This window comes from Blautia sp. HCP28S3_G10 (assembly GCF_052065235.1).
Classification (GTDB): Bacteria; Bacillota; Clostridia; order Lachnospirales; family Lachnospiraceae; genus Blautia_A.
The window spans coordinates 1-628 of the sequence record NZ_JBQHUL010000102.1 but is presented as its reverse complement, the minus strand read 5'-3'; the positions used below and the strand labels follow the sequence as shown (position 1 = coordinate 628).

At 38.5% G+C, this 628-nt stretch carries 1 protein-coding gene; it reads left to right on the top strand.

From position 1 onward, the window contains the following. The coding region (locus ACTNB8_RS16390) for a Spy0128 family protein (RefSeq protein WP_441056119.1) at window positions 1-628 on the top strand (628 nt) is incomplete at both ends.

The following is a 628-nucleotide window of genomic DNA, read 5'->3' as shown; positions in this document are numbered from 1 at the left end:
GGATATGATATCAGTGCAGATACTACATTTACCATTGGAACAGATGGCAAGATCAGCAAATCAGGAACAACTGCAAAAGTCAGCGATGATGGAATCCTTCTGGTAGAAGATGATGTTTATGATGCCAAAGCTGAAGAAGTAGATTTAACAGCAACAAAGGAACTGACAGGAAGAAATCTGAAAGATGGAGAATTCAGTTTTAAATTGACCCCAGATTCCAATAATCCTGAGTCAGACAAAAATGCTGAAAAGATTGTTCAGAATACAGCAGAGGGCAACATTTCATTTGGTAAACTTAAATTCACAGAAGCCGGAACATATAAGTATACAGTTTCTGAAGTGGCAGGCGATAACGACATCATTACTTATGATAACAAGAGTTATGCAGTTATAATTGTTGTTGAGGAAGGTGAGCATGGTGCGTTAAATATTGCATCTAAAACGATTACACTTAATGATGATACAAAGAGTGAAATTAAGTTTATAAATGCGTATACACCAAAACCTACAACAGTCCAGATCGAGGCAGAGAAGACTGTCAATGGAGAAGCAGCAACAGGAAGCCAGTTCCACTTTACGCTGACACCAAAGACAGATGGCGACAAGAATGAAGCCCAGAATGTGACAA